Genomic DNA, 20,812 nt, shown 5'->3' with positions numbered 1-20,812 from the left:
CCCACAAAGCTAGTCCCGGGCATAGAGTGTACTATTGTAAAATGCGGAGAATTGACGTGGTATACAAGATCTAAAAAATATATTCCCTTCTACTCTCCTTGCAGCTCTTTAATCGTCAAAGCAATTCCTTCTTCAAAAGAGGTTGCCACAACCGGGCCAATTCGTTCCTCATACTTCAGTCTGCTCAAAAGCAGCGGTTCCTCGGTCAGATATAACATTTCTACAATTTCTTTCATAACGGGTACACCTAGTCCGATCAACGACAATCCCACTTTTCCTAACGCCATCACAGGTTTGCTTCTCCCCGCAGCCTTCTGTGCCATACGCACGATGTCATGACCCGAGATGATCCCCGATCCAGGAATGTTCCAGTTCTGTCCATACGTTGTTTCTCTGCTTGCCAGCTCCACCACCATGACCGCAGCATCCGGCAAATAAATATACTCTCTCGGCACCTTCATATTCCCGATAAAAAAAGCCATATTTCCTTTCGCTATCGCCTCCAGTGTTGAACCCAGATAGGATGCCTGATTGGCCGTTGGGCCATAATAGTCTGGCAAGCGAACAATCATCACCTGAGCTCTGCTCCATCTTGTGCTGAATAACATCTGTTCATAGGCAAGCCGTGTCTTGCCTTTGCGGGTATGTGGCTGTTTCGGATGTTCTTCCGTTACTTCCTTCATTTGTCTTCTGCCATAGGGGTAGATTCCGTCTATTACAACCACGTTCAGACCCAAGTGTTCTGCCGCCGCCATCACGGATTCGCCGAGCGGAATCAGCCTGCTCTCCATCTCGTTATAAGGCACATTCGCACAATGAAATATGACATCGGTACCCTGGGAAGCAGCAATAATATCATCCGACCGAAATGCATCTCCAACTGCGATTTGCAGGTGATCCGGAGATCCCAATTTTACCGCAAGTTGCTCCAGTTTTTGACGGGAGCGCCCAAATGCGATCGTAGAAATCCCTCTTCTAATCAATTCCTCCGTAATCGCTGCACCTGTTCCTCCTGTGGCTCCAATCACAATAGCTTTTTTCATCGTATATCGACCTCTTCCATCCATTTAGTTATTGATCAATTACTTACCTGAAAACAATATAAACCATATTTAGTGATTGATCAATAACTAAATTCAAAAAGGGAATTCCCTCCCTCTCTATCGATCCTTCAGCTCCGGCATATCCAGTGCAGTAGATATATTACACAACATCCCGATCGCCAGGAAAATCATTGTTCTTTTCAACGGTTCGGCAATTCCTGCAACTGTGAAAGCTTCCAGTACCATGGCTCTTACATCACTAATGCCCTTTTGCATGGCCTGACGAATAACTTCTTCCCGGATTGTTTGCGCCTGCATCTGAAGCAAGATTTCGTTCTTGTGAGATTCCAGAATTTTATCGTAGGCTTCAATGAGATCATTCTCCAACTGATCTGGTGTCGCCTTCTCCACTACACTTCGAAACGATTCAATCACCCGAGTCCACGAGACCTCAAGTGCAGTTAATAATAGCGCTTCTTTGGTCTTGAAAAAACGAAATATATACGGTTGTGAGATCTGTGCCTTCTCAGCCACTTGGGCTGTCGTTGCACGATAATAGCCAATTTCCGCGAAGACCTCAATCGCTGCAGAGATAATATCATTTCGCCGGTTAACTGACGCTGCTGTATCCTTAGCCATGATAATCCGTCCTCCAATAGTTAGTGATTAATTGATCAATAGCTTGAAGTATAACGAATACTATCCCTCAATGCAAAGGTATCGTGACCCTGTACAAAGCCAACAAACCCGCAGACGCTGGCCCAAGCCGCTGCAGGTTGTGTAGCTTGTAGATCATAGATTCTATCCACTGGAAACCGAAGAGAACATGGATTGTCTGAAACAGATCCGTATCATGCGGTACAAGAGTGTCTGTTCACTGCTGGAGAAGTTTGCGCAATCGGGATTCCGAATCCAGCTTTGGACAACTGTTACAATATGCATGTGCGTGACTGCCGCTCCCAACCTGATATGCCAAACAACAATATCGGCGTATCAGGAACGGCGGTCCCTGCCACCCGGAATGTTCGAAGTGCTGTAGCTCATTGGCAAATGTACATGTACATGCATTATCGTTTTGCCGATCCAGCCATAGGCTTTGATCTGCTTGAATCTTTGCAAGCCGTTCATCTGTCTTCCATATGCTCTGCTCATTGACCATACGTGCATACAATTGTTGTACATTATGCGCAACCAGAGACCACATGACCTTTTCGCTTGCTCCTGTACCGACGGCTACTGCTCGAAGCACAGGTTCCAGATGTAGCAACACTCTCTTATTGAGCAAGCTGCTCTCTGACCTGCGCTGAACAGGATCTTCACCCTCGAGAGAGGTTCTCTCCAGCCGAGTCTCATATCGCATGCCACCTGTTCCATTCATTTCAAACCGCACATCATCGTCTGCAATGCTAAGTGGAATATCGTATAGACTGAATGCGGAGATCACGGCCATCACCAACACCGAATAGCGCTTGGCAAAAAGTGTACCGACGGCCGCACTCCTTTTTCCGTCCAGTTGAAGTCCTTGCTGCATAGCCTGTTCACGTAATATGGAGTTTCGTTTCTCTTCATCCAGCAGATCCTTCACACGGAAAGGATACTTGGAATCATCGCAGTTCGCTCGAATCGTCGTCACAAAAAATTGCTGTAATGCTGCCGACATCTCTGAATAGTCATGTCTTGGATAACGTCTCATCTATTGAATCATGTCTTCCACTTCGTTGATAATCTCGCTTCGCCCAATCGCTCCCCAGCCCTTAAACAACCAGAACGAGTCTGTCGTATAAACCTGGTCTGCACCAACAGCCGGTACTCCCTTCCAGAGTGAGCTTGCATTGATGCTGTTTAAATACTCATCGGCATTCGGGTCAATCTCCAGAACTACGAAATTAGCATCCACATCTGCAATTTTCTCCATAGACAGGTCCTCACGTTGTTCGGCAGGCGTCACAGCCGTCGGTACAAATCCAAGATCATGATACAAAAGTGTGTTGGTTGGATGTCCTTTTGCCGCATAAATTTGCAAGGTCTTCTCTCTTACACGCAAATAAGCCAGCTTTTTTTGATCCAGTTGTTCGATCTTCGCTTTTAGTTGCGCCGCCTGCTGCTCTACCTCGGCTATCTTTTCTTTTGCCAGATCCACTTTGTTGTACATCCCGGCAATGGTCAACAGATCCTGTGTCCAATACGTTGTATCATCAGCATAATCCAGCCATTCGGTACCAAGTACAATCGTAGGAGCGATTTTCTCCAACTGATCATACGTACTCTCGGCAGTTCGACTCTCAATAACGATGACATCCGGATCAATCTGAAGGATAGCCTCCAGGTTAGGACTATCTGCCGACCCTACCGTTGGAATACCGGCAAGCTGATCTGCAAGGTAAGGCAGATAATCTCCTCCGTAACGAACTTCTACATTAACGCCTGCTGGTTTCTCACCAATCGTCAGCATGTGATCGATGTAAGCAGCAGACAATACAACCATACGCTCTATCTTTTGCGGTACAACCGCTGTTCCTTTAAGATGCTCAATCGTTTGGGTACCACTCTCTTCCACAGGTGAATCCTGTTGCGGAGGCGTTGCTTCCGTTACTTCTGATGCCTTGCCACATGCCGCCAGAACGAGCACAAGCAGGGCTAACAGTATCATCGTTGCTGCTCTCTGTCTTACCATTTGTAGTAAATCCCCTCTACTATTTAATAATAATAATCATTATCACTATAGTAGGGAAAAGCGAACAGGCTTACCATGGATTATTCCACTCTCTTCTCTTGCACAATATCACCGTAAGGTAACCCCAAGTTGCCCTGCCACATATCGCATGGCCCACATGCGTCCGGTTGGACCCAGCGTTTTGAAGAAAATATCTCCTGCATTATATACATGGCCTTCTTGAACAGCCTTTAATGCCAACCATTCACTGGATTGCTGCAATTGCCTCAGTTGAGCGTGTGCCTCTTCTGTGGGATCGACCATTACAAACACATGATCCGCGTCGTATAACTGCAAATCGCGAACTTTACTCTTCACAGCCCACTGTTGTTCCGGAAAATGACGAGGCAAATGAAAACCCAGATCATCATACAACAGGGCCCCTGTCTGGTTATTCAATCCATACATTCGATAGAAATGAGAAGTCACCCGGATGAACATGGCACTCTGCTTCCCCCACCTCGATTGAATGCGCCCTCGAAGAACCCGGCTCAGTTCAGCATGCTGTTCAATCCACTGTACAGCCTGTTCGGTACGGCCCATAATGTCCGCCATATACAGAAGCCTCTCGCCAAAATGGTTGGTATGCTCCAGCATGGTGGTAGGCGCGATACGATGCAGAGAGTCATTCGGCTCCAAACGATCACTTGTAATGATCAGGTCCGGTTGGACTCGCCTCAAACCATCATAATTCTGATTGAAGCTATCCAGGATAAGTCCCTGATGACTATGCGCTTGAAGCGCAGGTATGGCAACATGATGAGCCACTCTCTGACCATAGGATAATGCGGACACTGGCCTCAAACCGAGCGTTATCACATAATCGTCCAACCCGTAATACAAGGTGGCAATGCGATTCACTTTATTTTTAATATACAACGTTGGGGCGATTCCTTCGTTTTTCTTGAAGACTCTGCTGAAATAGTGCTCGTCCCTATAACCCACTTGCTCCGCAATTTCCTTGATTTTATCTGAAGAAAATAACAGCTGCTTGGCCTTCGCCATACGTAGTTTCAGTATATATTCTATCGGGGTCAACTTTAATTGCCGTTTGAACGTTCTTATAAAATGATTCACACTAAGCCCTGCCATGCGTGCCATCTGATCGATTCGAATGTCTTTCATATACTGACGTGTCATATATTCAAGCGCCAGATCCATCCCTGCTACAGGTGGAGTTGCTTCTTTCACGTGAATCATCAACTGAATCAACAACTGATGTACAAGATGTTTCCTGCGTGTCTTTTCCAGACTCGTGAAAGAGTGTTTTCCACCCACCAGGGTATCCATCATCTCTTGCGTATCACGTGCATTGGAAGGAATATTAAGCTTGCCCGTAACAGGGAAATCAAACGCCTCGGTATGCCAAGCATTCCGACTCCGAGTAAGAGCCACACAGGAAAATAAAATGATCTGATATCGGACAGGTGCTTCCATATCCGTCTGAAACTCCAGATGCATTCCTGGCTTCAACAAAAACCACTCGTCTTGAGACACCGTATGTACAACGTTATCCATAGACAAAGATCCCTTGCCAGCGATAACCCTGAAAATGGCGAATCTCTTCCAGATTCTGCGCTGGACATCCCCTGGATTGCTGGAGTAATTGCATACGTGGACAGCAGTGAAATAAAGTTGCTCCAGTCGTTTGATCCAATCATTTTCTTCCATGCTGACGTCCCTTCCTTGTTCTGATCCGATTCTCTGATGAACTGATTACACTCTATTTTTTAGCTCCCAATAGTAACTTTTTCAGCATAATTCCTTTTTATTATAATTAAATTGATAATAATTCTCAATAACATGAAAAATCGATAGAAACTCATCCAAATGGACATCCTGTATACACCACAATGGTTATCTACCGGGAAAATAAAGGCTTAATTCTCCTCTTCTTCTCAGCTGTTGCAAAATGTTAAAAGGCATGATATATTAATTGAGCCATCAATGATTGAGGCATCAAATATTGATACATCAATGATCGAGAGCATCCAAATAATCATTAGGCAATGGCATTGTATACTGCAACATAATTTATTGGTTAACATACGCCGTTGTTCATGATTCAGATTCACCCGGGAGGTCTAGTCATGACTCGTATTGTTTCCAAAGAAGAACAGATCATCAACCTGCTGAACGTGCTGGGCAACAAAATCAGTCCCAAGTTCGAACGCTGCACGGGTATCAGTTCCTCTCGCTTTGAAATTCTGCATGAGCTGGATCAGGTCGATGAGATTAACCAATCCATGCTGCAGAAAATCATTAACATTGATAGTGCTGCGATTACACGCCACTTGAAACAGCTTGAGGCGGACCTGATGGTTACCAGACGCAAGAACCCCGAAGATAATCGGGTAACTTTTGTTCGTCTGACGGACCACGGTCGGAAGCAGATTGAAGGTTACAAAGCAGAGAAGACCAATTTCATCAACCAGATTTTGCAGGATTTCAGTGAAGACGAAGTTCAGGCACTCGCCGATTTCCTGGAACGTATGCAGAACAATTTCTAAACCCATATATAGAGGAGAGATTTATCCATGAGTACAATTGAAAGCAAATTCCAAAAAACCAATGATTTTAACGAAATTACTTACGGTCGCCGTTCTGTTAAGCTTTACGATCCTGAGGTAAAAATCAGCCGTGAAGAAATGACAGAAATTTTGGCAGAAGCTTCACGTGCACCTTCTTCTGTTAATATGCAACCTTGGCGTTTTCTCGTTGTAGATACAGCTGAAGGCAAAGAAAAACTCGCTCCCCTTGCTAAATTCAATCAAAATCAAGTGATGACTTCGGCAGCTGTCGTTGGCGTATTTATCGACATGAATAATGCTGAATATCTGGAAGAGATCTTCAGCAAAGCGGTAGAGCATGGTTACATGCCACAAGAAGTTAAGGATCAACAAGTTCAATTTGTTAAACCTTACTATGACAATATGCCTGCTGCTGCCCTTCGAGACATTAACCTGATTGATGCAGGTCTGGCTTCCATGCAATTGATGCTTGCTGCACGTGCTCACGGTTATGACACGAACCCGATCGGTGGTTATGAGAAAGATCAAATTGCAGAAGCATTCGGCATGGACAAAGAGCGTTATCAACCAGTTATGTTGATCTCGATCGGTAAATCGGCTAAAGAAGGTCACCCATCCTACCGTCTGCCCGTAGATACAATCACAACTTGGGCATAATATCAGGGTCCTTCTCCCTGTAAGCCACGAATACATTGTAAAACAAGCATATATTCCGAACACATTCTAACCAAACTATGGAGGCTGATTATATTGATTATCATTCACGCACATCTGCAGGTTAAACCGGATCAGGAGCAAGCTTTCCTGGCAGCTGCGAAAGAACTGATTGCTGCAACACGTCAAGAAGAAGGTAACATCAGCTACGACCTGGCAAAAAGCACAGAACGCGAACAACAATATACGATGATTGAGCTGTGGAAAGATGAAGCTGCTACAGCTTCCCACAACACAAGCGCGCATTTCCAAGCTTTTGTACAACAAGCCGCAGCCTTCATGGCCGCTCCAATGAATGTTGAAGTATTTGCTGGAGAACAAGTTAAAGCTTAATAGCTCATTAACTTGCATGCGTAGTTGGCATGTGAAGAAGCCGCTTTTGGTCATCTGACCGAGGGCGGCTTTTTCGTTTTCTTTTAAAAATACGTTCACTTCAGATCCACGATTACTTGGTGTACAAATCTTTCATTAACTCGCAGTTTTTCTGAGTGAACAGATCATTGTGTGAGGAAGAGGATACCATACCTGATCCATTTTGAAATGGACATTTAATGCATTGTGGATATGTTGTTCTTTTCCTTGGCATTTATACGAACATACATAGCGAAAAACACGCCAATTAAGGCGTGTTTCTTCACTCATTGAACAGTTGAAAATGGATTATGCTCTGCTGGCCGGAGTGATACTTTGCGGATTGTTGAACACATTTTTCGGGTCATACTTGGCTTTGACTCTCCGCAGTCTGGCATAGTTGGCTCCATAGTACACTGGACCTGAATTTTTGATTCCTTGGTCTGGAACGTTGATATAGGAACCAACAATGTATGGTTGCAGTTTCTTGCGGGTCTGACGAACGATTGCGATATTTTTAGCCGCCTGGGACTTCTTCGTCCACGTACTGTTCCATTCCACGTAGAACTTCTCTTTACGCCAGAAGAAGGCGGTTGATCTAGGCAATTTGCGACTTACCGCCCCGCCCCAGTTGAGGAAATAGAATCCGCCTGGTCCCTCCTCCAAGTTCTCCAAAAATACACGCATCGATTTGATGGCTTTGTCAGGGAAGGGTTTTCGCCCAAAACCGGATGAGAACTGGTTACTGAACCTTTGGGTTTCGATCGGATCAGGAAGCAATAAGAACTTCACAACTTCTGTGTAAGGTAACAAACGAACAATGGAACTCGTCGGTGTGCCAACACTCGTAATCGGCTGTAATAGACGGAGAGCCTCTGTTTTTGACCCCAGGAAAAGCCCCTCCATGACGACATTGCCACCCTTTTTCGGTCCGATGGACAACTCGCTGCCCAATCTTGTATCAACAGAGGGAGCCCACTTCTGCCATACTTTGAGCACCTTTTCGAATTGAGCCCATGGCCAGGTGATCTTAAATACAGTCGCCTTCGCTGGAGCCCGGCGCACTTTGAATTTGTAGCGGGTATATACTCCGAAGTTACCACCGCCCCCTCCCCGCGAGGCCCAAAAGAGATCTGCATTATGATTTTTATTGGCCCGAATGACTTTTCCTTTGGCGTCCACCATCTCTACCTCAAGCAGGTTATCACTGATGAGACCAATGGTACGCTGGAGAGGCCCAATTCCCCCACCTAATGTAATTCCACCGATCCCTACAGTAGGGCTGTCACCAAAAGGAGCTATAAATCCTTGCTTGGCAAGGGTATTTGCAATTCTTCCCACTCGGTTTCCTGTTCCAACAACAACCGTTCCATTTTTCTTATCAAGCTTGATGGAATTCAGATCACTCACATCAATCACAATTCCGCCGTTAACCTGTGAAAGGTTCACTTCAAGTGCATGTCTGCCACTCCGCGGCCTGATCGGTACATTGTTTTCACGGGCCCATCGGATAGCGTTGGATACATCCTTCGTCCGTTGGGCAAACACAAAAACTTTGGGAAATCTGTCCGTATGTGGGTCCCAGTTCTTACGCGCCGCTTCATATCCTGGATCACCTTTGTAAATAACCCGTCCGGTAAGCTTTGTTGATGATTTCACACGTCCCACTCCCTGCTGAATAATTGTCCTACAGCCTCTGCTACATGAAGCACTTTATACTGTATGACGGACATTCGCGGAGGGAATGGGCTGGCGCCTTAATTTCAAGGTTCATGTTTCAGAGGAATCAAAAAGGAATTTCCCTTTCAGGCCACAGAACAGCCTTGAGGAAAATTCCTTTTATCTCGAAACTAGTCGCTGCCCGAGTCGGAATCAATTCTGATTAACTTGCGCGCTTCCTGTTCTTTTTCACCATACCAGACGAGCACGTCGGCAAACAAATCCATGATGCGAACAAAGTTCTGCTTATCCGCTTCTGAAATCTGATCTGCATACTTGAAAATCTCATCAAAGCAAAGCTCCCGCACAAATTCGGTATACTTCGCATATACCTCGCGACCTTTCGTCGAAGGTTTGACGTATATGTCTTTGCGGTTGCCGCTAAGATGGAATTTTTCGAGCAGACCTTTTTCCGTCAGATTCTTCACGTTCTTGGAAAATGTACTGCGGCTTACGCCCAGACGTGCGGCCATTTCCGACATCTTCTCTTCCTTGTCCTCAGCTTCCAGAATGTATTCCAGCGTCTGAATCTGTGAAGCCGAGAAAAACATGTCCGTACCATAACTTCGCTGCAGCTTATAAGTGTTTGAGTACGCATTGCCGTATTTGATAATTTTCTCAATCAGTTCCCGATGGTTGCCCATCCAATCTAATTTCATGAGTAATCCCTTTCATATTCAGATTCTCTCTCTTACTCTACTGAAATCAGATCCGTTTTTCAATCCATGTGATTGCTTCTTCAATAACATCATCACGAGTCGGTTCATTAAATATCTCATGCATCAGATGAGCATAAATTTTGAGTGTTTTATCTGTTGAAGCGATATCCCCGTAAAAGTCACGAGAATCCTGTTCACTGACCAGCCCGTCATTGGCCCCATGCAGAACAAGTACGGGATCTATAAACAGCTTGGCGTTCTCCTTCAGCCATGTTATGCCATTTCCCAGACTGTTAAATAAATCTACAGAGATCTGCTTTTCAACCAGCGGGTCATTCGCGTAAGCGGTTACAACTGCGGGATCACTGCATACGCCGCTGCCCAGCTCATTTGGGAAATACGTGCCTGTAGGAAGATCCATCGGCAGTTCTCCGGCAACTTTTGTATTGTAACGAGTGAGCGCTCCGGATAGCACGATACCTTTAACCTTGCCTGGATATTTCGTTCCAAAGGACGAGGTTGCAAAACCGCCCATACTATGTCCGATGACAAACAGCGGAGTATTGCCACTCTCTTGCAATGCCGCCTCAACAATGACATGAACATCTTCAATAAGATGATCAAATACTTTATAGAACGTACGCTGTCCCTCGGATCTGGCATGACCCCGATGATCGAAGCGATACACGCTAAACCCGCGCTGATTCAGCTTCTCTGTCAAATAATCGTAGCGCCCTGCATGCTCAGCTAGTCCGTGAACAATAACGACAGCGGCTTTTGCATTTTCCACTGTATCCTTGCTGAAATAAAGCTGTGTACCGTCAAAGGATTGAATCCTTGTCTCGATTTTAGTCATCGTTTCCCCGTCCTTTTTGTGGTGTCCAAGCTTAAGCTCCGAGAGATCATTTCCTCCGCCCTACCATGGACACGCTTATTATTATTTCACTTAAAAATAATATTGTTTCTTACAGAAACAATATATCATCCGACATGGCTGTTGTCTACAGCAATTTTAAAGCGTTTTCAAATAAATAACTGCTATGAATCATAAAAAAACCACTAAACACTCGAGAATCCTTGTGTTTAGTGGAGGCTTCATTTCTTCCACAACCGTCTTACCAGCGATTCGTCCAAAAGTAAATATGTCAGTCAAGGCATTACCGCCTAAACGGTTGCCTGCATGTATACCTCCTGCAACTTCCCCAGCGGCATACAGATGTGCAATCGGCTGACCGTTTTCATCCAATACGCGAGTTAATCTTCGATGATCAGTTGTTTGACCGGGCTATCTGTAGCGTGGATCATGACCTCATCCATACTTTTCTCAATCACGGACAACAATGTGCGATATAGGAGGCTATCATGAAACCTTTTACGAGAACGATACCGCTCATGGGAACTAACATATCCCTCTATATCGAGGGGACAGATGCTGAAGAGCTTGCCGAAGAAGCAGTGAATATGCTCATCCGTTATGAACAAGTGTTTAGTGCCAACAGTGAGCACTCGCAGCTTGCCATGCTAAAAAAAGTAGCCACATCACATCCGCTTAGAGTAGACAAGGAACTGTATGATCTTATTAAGATAGGCAAAGAACACAGCCTGAATAAAGATTCATTTTTAAATATTGCGATAGGGCCTTTGATCAAATTATGGAGAATTGGTTTCCGTGAGGCACATGTGCCGGAGGATACAGAGATTAAAGCGGTGCTGGAGCTCTTGAATCCGGAGCATATACAGCTTGACGATGAGCTGCAAACGGTTCATTTATTCAAAAAGGGCATGGAGATCGACCTTGGAGCGATTGCTAAAGGTTATTTTGCTGATCAAGTTATGTCATTTTTCAAGAAAAATGGAGCTACGTCCGCTATGGTAGATATGGGAGGTAATGTTCTTGTTTATGGAGATTCACCCTCTGGAGCTAGTCACTGGAAAGTCGGAATACAAAATCCCTTTTTACCAAGAGGAAATGCAGCAGCACTCGTTAGTATACGCGAGCAATCCGTTGTTACATCAGGAATATACGAGAGAGTTTTAGAAAAGGAAGGGAGTCATTACCATCATATATTTAACAGCAGAACAGGCTATCCAATCGAAAGTAATATCGCTTCTTTAACGATTATTGCGGATCGATCGCTCGACTGCGATATCTATACAACAGAATTATTTGGGTTAGATGCGGTCTCCATTATTCATAAAGTTAATAATATGAAGAATATCGAAGCTGCCGTAATCACGACGGATGGAAATCTGGCCTATACCGATAATCTTAGAGGCAGAATTGATCCCGTGAACAGACCTACGACATAAGTGGATATCATCTTTCATCCTACTCACTGATTAAACAGATCATAAAGTGGACGGAAAAAGTTCTTCCGCCCAACTTTATGATCTGTGTGAATCAATAGCAACTGCCCTATACTTAACGTGTCTACATCAAACCCAACAAATTATAGATCATCACTGCTGCTTCTGCACGGCTAGCATTCTTCTTCGGTGCAAACTCATCGTTACCTACACCGTTTATTATGCCTGCTCCTTGTATTGCCTCTACCGCTTGCTTCGCATAACTTGCGATGCTTGCTTCATCCTTGAAGGCTGTAGCTTCACCACTTGCTAACGCTAGTTGCTTAATTTGGATCGCCTTGTATACCATAACCGCCATATCTTCTCGCGTAATGTTCTCATGAACTCCGAATCTTCCATTTGGTTTCCCGTTCACAATCCCCAGCTTCTGCGCGGTTGCGATATTTCCACGGTACCATTCTCCTTGCTTCACATCACTAAAACTTGTCATTGCACTCTCATCCGATAGCTCAAACATATTCATCAGCATGGTGATGAATTCTGCTCTTGTCACTTGACCATTCGGATTAAACTCGCCGTCGCCTATACCCTTCACAATGCCTCTTGCCCCCAATGCTGAGATCGCATCCTTCGCCCAGTCTTGGGTCACATCCTTAAAGCTCGTTGCAACATACGCTACCGTATACTTGCTCAGATACGTTGGCTTGAACTCTACTTTTCCTGTCGCTGCATTGTATTTACCATTTGTCACCACTCCTAGCTCTCCGTTGTCCTTCACATCGTATACGACGACGTTGTTTGGATTTTCGGCAGCCTTTAGTGTATATGGCAATTCAATCACGAGATCATCTCTGCCATCAAACTCTGTAAGTTTCTTACCATCAATCGTTAGCTCGATATCGTATACGACCTCACCGTTCAGCTGAGCTTGTGCGCCAGCTGGCAATTGATTAGCTGCTATTTTCTTAATCGACAATCCTAACGTTTTCCCCGCACTTGTTCCTGTTCCGAGCAGTTCGGTTGCCACTGTTACGACTGCAGAGCCTGTGTTGATCTCGATGCGATCTACCGCAGAAGATCCACTTGTTAAGCGCGCATCTACTGCTAGCTCAATCGTTAGCCCGTTCAAGCTTGCATCAGCTTCAACTCTCATGTGTAGCTTACCGCCTGTCGTTTGATCAAGCGCACGCTTCACCGTATCCGCACTTAACTTCACTTTAGAAGCACCGCTCTCATTTACGACCGGCTTAATGTTTATTTGACCATTGTCCATTACCACTGGATCACTTCCACCTGGAGCTGGTGGTGCTGTAGGTGCAGGGATATTACCCCCACCACTTCCATCAACACTGCTTGGTGCTTGTGGTGTTCCTGACACCACAACCCCTGCGGATTCATTCCCTGCTGCGTTTACCGTAGTAATACGGAATTCATAACGCGTACCATTCGCAAGTCCTGTGACTTCATAACTGCTAGCCGCATGATTCACCGTCACCGTCTTAAACTCTGTATTTCCAAGACCTGTAATCTTAATAGCGACTAGATCGCTGTCTGTAGGATTACTCCATTTCAAAGTCAGCTTCTGATTACCTGCTGTTACACTTGTTCTTGTCACTTCTCCTGGTGCAGTCGGTTCAACCGATGGTGTTACCGTTACCGTAGCGCTAGATGATAAACCACCATCCACTGTAGTTACTGTAATCCTTGCTGTTCCTGGTGCCACCGCTGTTACTTGACCTGTCGCACTTACAGTGGCTACAGCTGTATTGCTTGAGCTCCATGTTACTGCTTTTTTCGTTGCATTAGCTGGTGCTACCGTAGCTGTCAATTGCCCTGATTGACCTTCTACGATGGACAACGTCGTTTTGTCCAAGCTAATTCCGCTAACGGGTACGTTCTTCCCATTGAGTGCATCATACTCACTTTGTGTAATTGGAATTACCGTTCCGTGACGCGGACTAGCCGGTAAGTTGTAGTTAGAAGATAATGTCCAGACACCTGATGCAAGATTTGTTGTCTCGAATGGAACATAACCTCTTCCACCAAACTCATCTACGAATAAATACCATTTTTCATCGGTATTCGATTTGAAGATCGTTGGACCCTCAACCCATTTAATGTTACCAACGCCTTGATTAATCATCTTGAAGGTTGGATCTAAGATCGAGTCACCCACCTCTTGGAAGATCATCTTGCCAAATGGAGCAGAAGCTTCGTTGTTTTGCTCATCCTTCGTAAAGCGATACACTTTTCCTTCATGCTCAATCATCGTTGTGTCAATGATTGAATATCCATAATCCAAATATACTTGCGGTTCAGTAAACGTATAGAAATCTCTTGTCTTGCTATACATCATTTTTTGATAAGCATTGCCTGTATGGGATGCATCATCAAACATTCTTGATGCCCAAAATACGATATATTCACCTGTTGTGTTATCGTACAGAATTTCTGGTGCCCATGTATTACCCGCTTCTTCCGGTGCAACCTCTACCATGCGTTGATCTGTCCAGTTGACTAGATCATTCGATTCCCAAACCATAATGGAACGACTGCCCCATGTGTGTGCTCTACCCCAGTTACCATTGCCGTTAATTTTCAGATCGGTAGCGATCATGTAGAACTTATCACCTTCAGGCGAACGAATAATGAACGGATCACGTATACCCTTTTCCCCTAAGGTAGAGGTCAATACAGGTTTACCATTATTCAATTCTCGCCAGTCCAACGGATCATTACCGTTACTTAGTGCAAAGTAAACTTGCTCGCCTGTTGCAGTACCTTCTCCAGTGAAATATGTGAAAAAGTATCCCACATAATTTTCATCAGCAGGCAGTTCCTTCACCCTCGCAATGAATTCCTTCGTAGTGGATGCTGAATTTAATGTAATCGTAGCTGTAAGCTTCACGTCTACATTTCCACTACCGTGTGCCGGACGTTTTACTTCTCCAGTAACTGAAACGACGTTTGGTTGTACAGAAGCCCAAGTAATTGTTGTTCCATATAGTCCGGATGTTGGTAATTCGATATGGCCTCTTACATCATTAATGTTATGAACGACTAGTGCTGCTTTTGCTTCATCTACAGAAGTGCCATCGTTCGGCAATGCCTTAACCGTCAACTGAAAAGTTTTGTTAACTGTCTCTGTACCATCTGTAAATACTGCTGTTAACGTTACAACTTGATCGCCAGTTACGTTAGCTGGTCTGGTTACGGCACCTGTAGTTGAGATGACATTCCCCTTATCTGAAGTCCAGCTTATTGTTGTGCCATAAGCACCTGATGTTGGCAATGTTACATTGCTTATAATCGCATCTTTTGATGCATTAGAAGCAAGAAGATCATGAATCGTTAATTTCTCTGTCGCAGCCGATACAAGCATTCCCTCCATTAAAGCAATCTTCTGATCTGCATGGGCCTTAAGTGATGTAATATCTGCCGCAGTCATAGCACCATCATAGATTTGGAAGTCTGCAATCATACCGCCGAAGTATGGATCAGCTGTATAGAATGACTTACCGATGGTTCCACTACTGCCTGAAGTATTTTTAATTTGTTCTAGTGTCATTCCATTCGTTGAGCCTGATGCAACAGCAACACCATCAATATAAAGCGTTAGTGTACCATCCGTGCCTGAAACAACAGTCGTAACGACTTTCCATTCATTATTCTTTAAGCCCGTGGTAGAAGTTGAAGACTCATTATTCCATGCATTCGTCGCGATACCTAGGCGAGCAAGACCGTTAGCGTTATAACGTGGTGTGAAATACGTATAGTGCGTATTACTGTTTGGTCTTCCTAATGCATATAACCACTCCGCAGCGTTTTTACCGCTCCAGTTCACAATGGATGAAACGGTCATATCCGTTAATCCATCAAGAACTCCTTGTGGTAGCTCTACATAAGAGTTAGTTGTGCCACCAGTAAAGCTTAGTACACCAGCATCTTGTGTACTAATCCATTCTGATTTAGACGGATTCATCCATTTTCCGTTGAATTTTCCTGTTTGGTCAATAACCGTCGCACCATCGATATCATTCATATCGTAGTGAAGAATGAGCTCTGCCCCGGATGGCTGCTCTACTGGAGGAGTAACGTCTTCATCAGCTAATGTTGCAATCTCTTCAACGGATAATGCACGATTATAAATACGGAAATCATCAAATTTACCATCAAATAGACTATGGGAGCCGTTTCTCGATTTACCAATATAATTCATCGTTGTTTCCAGTAACATTCTCGGCTCAACGTTAAATGTCGAGCTACGTTTAACCTCTTGACCATTCACATACAATACTGCATCAAATTCATCCATTGTAATTGCAACATGCTGCCAAGTCTTCGTTGGTAATAGTCCAGAATTTCTCACCGCATATTTATATTCTGATCCTAGTCGCGTGCTGTCATTGCTAAATTTCTCTGTAAAAGGTGTTACGACAGCGAACTCCAGACTACCTGTATCACCTTGTGTGCTCAAGTACATGGTGTTGCGGTTAACCTGTCTGCCTGTTTCGGAAGCAAAATCAAATATTCTTTGATTTGCTTGATTTCTGTCCATTTGAACCCATGTAGAGAACGTAGCCTTCTCAAGATTCAAGGATTGAATCAAGTTATCTGGCAGCTTCACATATCCTGTTGATCCATTAAGCTCTAGTGCACCACCCGTTTTACCGATACGATCCTCTTCATTAATCGTTGCTCCACCTACTAGTGTTGCGTGATGACCATTACCAGAAATGTCATTCAACGTTGTACCATTCACTGTATTTGCATCGAATGAGTAATGTACAACCGGGTCTGTTGATGGTGCTGGACCTTTCCATGCATACTTCTCTTGCAAGGCATCATACTCTGCACGTGAGATTGGAATTACCGTTCCGTGTCGTGGTCCTGGCGGAAGTGCATATTTATCACTACTTAATACATTGTTAATATATTGCGTGCTACTATCCAGATCTGTTGTATATCGTACATGATATGGCCATGAATCAAGGAACAGATACCATTTGTCTTTATTATTATCCTTAAAAATCGTTTGCCCTTCGTTGTTTCCATTATTTCCGATCAAGCCAAGTTTATTATCACGTGTACCAGGAACAGCGTCGTATTGAAGACCGTTTGCTGCAATACCGTCCTTGTCATCGTAGAAAGTTGGTGCTTTCTCCACATACACTTTAGTATTCACTTCTGATTTGGTGAATCGGTACAACATATTATTATGCTCAATAAACGTCGTATCAATTGTCGGAAGTGACTCATCAATCATGGCCTTTGGCTCAGAGAAGTTGTAGAAGTCTCTTGTTGTTGCGTAGTACATCACATTGTATTGACCTGCAGGTCTTCCGTTATAATCACCATATGTCTCTGTGTTTTTCATCGATGATGCCCAAAATACGATATACTCTCCAGTTACTGAATCATAGATAGCTTCTGGTGCCCACGTATTTCCTCCAGTCTTAGGAGCAACCTCGATCATACGCTGCTCGCTCCAATGAACGAGATCCTCCGACTCCCAAATCATCATGTAATGACTACCCGTAATTTGAGCTTGGTCGAAATTTGTACTTTCGCCCATTTTCAAATCGGTTGCCAGCATATAGAATTTATCACCCTCTGGTGACCGAATAACGAATGGATCACGAAGTCCTTTTTCACCCATATCAGATTGAAGGATCGACTTACCATTATTCAGCCCTTTCCAGAACAATGGATCTTCAGCTGTAGCGAAGGATATCTCTTCACCACCCTCATATTCACCTGTAAAATACGCAAAGAAGTAAGCATCAAGCTGTACTGGCGCAGTTGCTTGTTTAATCGTAACGTTAAACGTAAGCTGTTTAGAAGCTGCACCATTCGTAATTGTAGCTATTAGCGTAACGGGCGTATCCGTAGCTTGACGGCTTACCCAGCCTAGCTGTGTAGCGTTACCAGCCGCTTCAGCCGTTCCTTTAACAACTGCCGGTCTGCTAGATAACCATGTAATTGCGGAGCCTTGTTCACCTGTAGCAACAAGACGTAAGTTACCTTTAACGTTGTCAGCATTGTAGATCTCTATTTGTTCAGCGTCCAGATCAACCTTCTGCTGATCATCGAATTGCTTCAAGATCGTAACAGGGAATACAGCTGTAGTTGATACTCCTTGATACGTTAAAGTGGCCGTAAGCTCTGCCTGAACATTACCTGATTGAGCAGCTGGACGTTGTACCGTGCCATGATTAGAAATGACAGTAGGATGACTAGAACTCCAAGTAATGCTCACGCCGTTTTTACCGCTTGTTGGTAATGCAACGTTTCTCGTTATCTTATCGGTACTCTTATCGCCTTCACCTAAGTAACGACTGATGTTAAGTTGATTCGCTGCATCATCAACAGTGAGCTGACGTATTTTTGAGATGTGAGTTGCTCCTTCTTGTTGATATAACTCGCCTACTTCTTGCTCCGTCAACGCGCGATCATATACTTGAAAATCAGCCACGCTACCTTGAAGGTATGGATCGTTTGAGAAGATTGATTTACCGATAAAGCCAGAGAAAGTAGCATCCGGATTAATAATTTCTGACAGCTTTAGTCCCTTTGCATTACCCGAAGCAACCTTAACTCCATCCACGAATAACGTTATCCTATTGCTAGCTTCGGACAAGGACACCGTTACATGCTTCCACTGCCCACCGATAAGGTTTGAGTTTGCGCTACCTGTAACTAATGCTTCGTTCGGCCAGCCATTTTTAGAGATACCTGTAGCAATCATATTACCTGATCCACTACCGTGACGTGGTGTTACGAAGAAATATTTGTTCGTTTCCGGTGTTAATACAGTACCCAAACCGAAGATCCAGCGATTCGTACCATCATTCGTCCAGTTCACGATTGAAGATACTGTAATCTCATTCAGACCGTGTAGTAGATCTAGTCCATTTGAGCCCTTAGGAATCTCAACATGCCCACTATTCGATGTAGAGCTTCCACCATTGAAGGAAACAAAGCCAACCTCACTGTTTGAAATGAATTGTCCATTGTTTGGATTTCTAAATATTCCGTCAAATGTAACTGCCTTATTGGCAACATCCTTCAGTACGAGTTGACCGTCTACTTCTTCAGTCGTCTTCATGTTGTAATGAAGAATAAGATCATCTTTTAGCGATTTTCCCTTAACGGTAACGGCTGATGTAGCTGTAAACTCTCCATCTTCAGTCTGTACCGTAATTGTGGCTGTACCTCCACTAACAGCTGTAACTTTACCCGTTGAATTGACAATCGCTATACTGGAGTCACTAGATGTCCAGATAACTCTTTTATTCGTTGCATTTGAAGGTGAAATAGTAGCCACTAATGTCTCGCTGTCCCCCACTGATAAAATAAATGTAGGTTCATTAAGCAAGACATTCTTAACGGCAATCTGCTCAATAGAGTCATCCTTAGGTAGTAAGGTAACCATGAACTCCTTCATTGCCTGGCTTCCACCTAAAGAAATGGTTGCAGTTAACGTCACTTGTTGCTCCATTTCTCGTAAGAACACTTCACCAGTTGGACTAATCGCACTCTCATCACTAGAAGTCCATGAGATCATTAAGCCATTCTTATCTTGAGTAGGCAGTTCAAGAGATTCTGTAACTGCCGATATATCACCTAACGTTAGCTCTATTTTGCCTTGTTGTACTTGCTTGTCATTAAACGATTGTTCATATACTTCAGCGATATCTTCATTATTTAGTGCCTCTCCGTAAATTCTTAAGTCTTGAAAGCTGCCCGCAAAAGTAGCATCCCCTAAATAATTGGAGCGACCGATGTAAGCATGCAGATCAGTACCAAAGCTTGCCGTTGTTTTCTCTTTGGTGGTCGTGCCTATACTAACACCGTTAATATAACCTGTAATAGAGCGTTCTGTAATAACCGTTGTATAGTGAACCCATTGACCTCCGTACGGTGTCGTAGAAGTGCCTGATACCCCTACCTCAGTCGTCCAAGGCTGGTCAACATTATTGCTATTCGTAAATACTGACTTAAAATCACCACTTGGATTCGATGGATTAAACATCCAGTAATTCGTTGGCAAGTTATTGCCAGCTGCTGGAGTACCGTAGAATAATGCTGAGTAGTTCCCACTTCCAGTGTTGCTCTTGATCCATACAGAAATCGTTGTATTTTCTTGATTATCAAACAAAACAGTAGGAAGCTGAACGTAGTTCGTATTACTATCCGTTCCCCCAGGTAGAGTGAGACCATCGGTGTACGTAATGTTTCCTACGGCCGTTCCATGCTTTTCATTACCTGATATATCCTGTACATCCTCAAGCAATGGATAATGCGCCAACATCGTTGGTGTTATTGTGTCCGCTGAAGCTTGATTGCTAAATGGTAGAACAAGACTAAACCAGCTACTGAAGGTCATAAGTAAAACTAACATTATGATTGTAATTTGCTTCCGCATAGCATTCTTCCCTTCGATTAATTTTCAGAAGCATACAACCCATATCTCACCTTTAAAACTAGACCACCTCGCTCAAGGAAATAGAGAAACGATTTAAAAAGAATGCGCTTACATTTCTTCTCATATTACGTCTTCAACACTTCCAATTCAATGTAGTATCTTGTTCATAAGGTGGATTTTTTTATTGCAATTCACGCAAACTTCAACACTATCCCTATACTTCGAAGTAATCGTTTTCATTCTAAATATACTCTATGTTTAAATTAAAGGATTGAACGCCTGATAAACATAATATATATAGTTGGGCGCTTGTCATATGGCAACGTGTCCGAAGACGATGCGGGTAA

Annotated in this window: 13 protein-coding genes and 1 pseudogene; 4 read left to right on the top strand and 10 right to left on the bottom strand. The window is 44.0% G+C overall.

What is annotated here, in order from left to right:
• Positions 1 to 89 precede the first annotated feature (89 nt).
• From AC1S8V_RS09990 to AC1S8V_RS09970, 5 genes are all read right to left on the bottom strand, one after another.
• Positions 90 to 1,043 carry an NAD-dependent epimerase/dehydratase family protein gene (locus tag AC1S8V_RS09990; RefSeq protein WP_482073479.1) on the bottom strand — a complete coding sequence of 318 codons (954 nt, stop codon included), beginning with the start codon at positions 1,041 to 1,043 and terminating at the stop codon, positions 90 to 92.
• A gap of 117 nt (positions 1,044 to 1,160) precedes the next feature.
• The gene (locus AC1S8V_RS09985; protein WP_482073478.1) at positions 1,161 to 1,682 is read right to left on the bottom strand and encodes a TetR/AcrR family transcriptional regulator; all 522 of its coding nucleotides are present in this window, start codon (positions 1,680 to 1,682) and stop codon (positions 1,161 to 1,163) included.
• A 235-nt stretch (positions 1,683 to 1,917) separates the two neighbouring features.
• Positions 1,918 to 2,736: a hypothetical protein gene (locus AC1S8V_RS09980; protein ID WP_482073477.1), complete on the bottom strand. Its 819-nt coding sequence runs from the start codon at positions 2,734 to 2,736 to the stop codon at positions 1,918 to 1,920.
• Positions 2,737 to 3,717, bottom strand: coding sequence for an ABC transporter substrate-binding protein (locus tag AC1S8V_RS09975; RefSeq protein ID WP_482073476.1), 981 nt, complete (start codon positions 3,715 to 3,717; stop codon positions 2,737 to 2,739).
• 108 nt (positions 3,718 to 3,825) lie between these two features.
• Positions 3,826 to 5,427 carry a helix-turn-helix domain-containing protein gene (locus tag AC1S8V_RS09970; protein ID WP_482073475.1) on the bottom strand — a complete coding sequence of 534 codons (1,602 nt, stop codon included), beginning with the start codon at positions 5,425 to 5,427 and terminating at the stop codon, positions 3,826 to 3,828.
• 419 nt (positions 5,428 to 5,846) lie between these two features.
• On the opposite strand from AC1S8V_RS09970, the gene AC1S8V_RS09965 reads away from it, so the two are divergent.
• The 3 genes from AC1S8V_RS09965 to AC1S8V_RS09955 all read left to right on the top strand — a co-directional run bounded on the left by AC1S8V_RS09965 (position 5,847) and on the right by AC1S8V_RS09955 (position 7,334).
• A complete protein-coding gene (locus tag AC1S8V_RS09965) occupies positions 5,847 to 6,266 on the top strand; it encodes a MarR family winged helix-turn-helix transcriptional regulator (protein ID WP_253433129.1) in 420 nt (139 codons plus the stop codon).
• Between the two features lie 27 nt (positions 6,267 to 6,293).
• Positions 6,294 to 6,944: a nitroreductase family protein gene (locus AC1S8V_RS09960; RefSeq protein ID WP_482073474.1), complete on the top strand. Its 651-nt coding sequence runs from the start codon at positions 6,294 to 6,296 to the stop codon at positions 6,942 to 6,944.
• Between the two features lie 93 nt (positions 6,945 to 7,037).
• Positions 7,038 to 7,334 carry a putative quinol monooxygenase gene (locus tag AC1S8V_RS09955; RefSeq protein ID WP_017689458.1) on the top strand — a complete coding sequence of 99 codons (297 nt, stop codon included), beginning with the start codon at positions 7,038 to 7,040 and terminating at the stop codon, positions 7,332 to 7,334.
• A 327-nt stretch (positions 7,335 to 7,661) separates the two neighbouring features.
• Here AC1S8V_RS09955 and AC1S8V_RS09950 read toward each other — a convergent pair whose 3' ends face one another.
• The 4 genes and pseudogenes from AC1S8V_RS09950 to AC1S8V_RS09935 all read right to left on the bottom strand — a co-directional run.
• Positions 7,662 to 9,011: an FAD-binding oxidoreductase gene (locus tag AC1S8V_RS09950; RefSeq protein ID WP_482073473.1), complete on the bottom strand. Its 1,350-nt coding sequence runs from the start codon at positions 9,009 to 9,011 to the stop codon at positions 7,662 to 7,664.
• Positions 9,012 to 9,202: 191 nt separating this feature from the next.
• Positions 9,203 to 9,730 (bottom strand): MarR family winged helix-turn-helix transcriptional regulator, encoded by a 528-nt coding sequence (locus AC1S8V_RS09945; protein WP_482073472.1) that lies wholly within the window; start codon positions 9,728 to 9,730, stop codon positions 9,203 to 9,205.
• Between the two features lie 46 nt (positions 9,731 to 9,776).
• Positions 9,777 to 10,586: an alpha/beta hydrolase gene (locus AC1S8V_RS09940; RefSeq protein ID WP_482073471.1), complete on the bottom strand. Its 810-nt coding sequence runs from the start codon at positions 10,584 to 10,586 to the stop codon at positions 9,777 to 9,779.
• A 189-nt stretch (positions 10,587 to 10,775) separates the two neighbouring features.
• Positions 10,776 to 10,982 (bottom strand): annotated as a pseudogene (locus AC1S8V_RS09935) (FAD-binding protein); the annotation flags it as partial.
• Positions 10,983 to 11,092: 110 nt separating this feature from the next.
• Here AC1S8V_RS09935 and AC1S8V_RS09930 point away from each other — a divergent pair.
• Positions 11,093 to 12,040, top strand: coding sequence for an FAD:protein FMN transferase (locus AC1S8V_RS09930; RefSeq protein ID WP_482073470.1), 948 nt, complete (start codon positions 11,093 to 11,095; stop codon positions 12,038 to 12,040).
• A gap of 121 nt (positions 12,041 to 12,161) precedes the next feature.
• On the opposite strand, the gene AC1S8V_RS09925 is transcribed toward AC1S8V_RS09930, so the two are convergent.
• On the bottom strand, positions 12,162 to 20,441 hold the full coding sequence (locus AC1S8V_RS09925; protein WP_482073469.1) for an immunoglobulin-like domain-containing protein: 8,280 nt from the start codon (positions 20,439 to 20,441) through the stop codon (positions 12,162 to 12,164).
• Positions 20,442 to 20,812 lie beyond the last annotated feature (371 nt).

The sequence above is a fragment of the Paenibacillus sp. B46(2026) genome, assembly GCF_056786355.1.
Note: the sequence above shows the minus strand (reverse complement) of the source record. Positions and strands in the feature narration are given on the sequence as shown.

Excerpts from the sequence above, each read along its gene's own strand:
- AC1S8V_RS09990 (WP_482073479.1), bottom strand. The coding sequence starts at position 1,043 with ATGAAAAAAGCTATTGTGATTGGAGCCACAGGAGGAACAGGTGCAGCG.
- AC1S8V_RS09985 (WP_482073478.1), bottom strand. The coding sequence starts at position 1,682 with ATGGCTAAGGATACAGCAGCGTCAGTTAACCGGCGAAATGATATTATC.
- AC1S8V_RS09980 (WP_482073477.1), bottom strand. The coding sequence starts at position 2,736 with ATGAGACGTTATCCAAGACATGACTATTCAGAGATGTCGGCAGCATTA.
- AC1S8V_RS09975 (WP_482073476.1), bottom strand. The coding sequence starts at position 3,717 with ATGGTAAGACAGAGAGCAGCAACGATGATACTGTTAGCCCTGCTTGTG.
- AC1S8V_RS09970 (WP_482073475.1), bottom strand. The coding sequence starts at position 5,427 with ATGGAAGAAAATGATTGGATCAAACGACTGGAGCAACTTTATTTCACT.
- AC1S8V_RS09965 (WP_253433129.1), top strand. The coding sequence starts at position 5,847 with ATGACTCGTATTGTTTCCAAAGAAGAACAGATCATCAACCTGCTGAAC.
- AC1S8V_RS09960 (WP_482073474.1), top strand. The coding sequence starts at position 6,294 with ATGAGTACAATTGAAAGCAAATTCCAAAAAACCAATGATTTTAACGAA.
- AC1S8V_RS09945 (WP_482073472.1), bottom strand. The coding sequence starts at position 9,730 with ATGAAATTAGATTGGATGGGCAACCATCGGGAACTGATTGAGAAAATT.
- AC1S8V_RS09940 (WP_482073471.1), bottom strand. The coding sequence starts at position 10,586 with ATGACTAAAATCGAGACAAGGATTCAATCCTTTGACGGTACACAGCTT.
- AC1S8V_RS09930 (WP_482073470.1), top strand. The coding sequence starts at position 11,093 with ATGAAACCTTTTACGAGAACGATACCGCTCATGGGAACTAACATATCC.
- AC1S8V_RS09925 (WP_482073469.1), bottom strand. The coding sequence starts at position 20,441 with ATGTTAGTTTTACTTATGACCTTCAGTAGCTGGTTTAGTCTTGTTCTA.